Origin of the sequence: Thauera phenylacetica B4P (genome assembly GCF_000310225.1) — a bacterium.
Lineage (GTDB): Bacteria > Pseudomonadota > Gammaproteobacteria > Burkholderiales > Rhodocyclaceae > Thauera > Thauera phenylacetica.
In genome coordinates, this window is record NZ_AMXF01000643.1 from 1 (window position 1) to 328 (window position 328).

Below are 328 nucleotides of genomic sequence, written 5' to 3' on the forward strand. Positions count from 1 at the left end.
AAGGCAGGCGCCGCGGCGCAGGTCTCCCCGGGCGCCGTGGCGCCGGCAGACGCCGCGCCGACGCGCCGCGCACCGCACGGGCTTCGTGTCGACACGGACGCCCGGGCCCACGCGCACGCCCTCTCCCAGCCGACCGCGGCGGGAGGCCTGCTCTTCCTGCTCCCGGTGCTCGAGCGCCTCGGCCTGCCCGAGTGGCTGGACAGCCGTCCGCAGCACGGCGCCACCCTGCCCGCCCACCTCCTCGGGCTGCTGCTGCGCCGCCTGCACCTGGCCGCGGACGATCCCGCATGGCGGCTGGGCGCGCCGCCGCCGGACGGCGAAGCCGTAG

Annotated in this window: 1 protein-coding gene; it reads left to right on the forward strand. The window is 79.6% G+C overall.

The features are described 5' to 3' along the window. A partial coding sequence (locus C667_RS24095; RefSeq protein ID WP_004393655.1) for a hypothetical protein occupies nucleotides 1–328 on the forward strand: 328 nt, incomplete at both ends.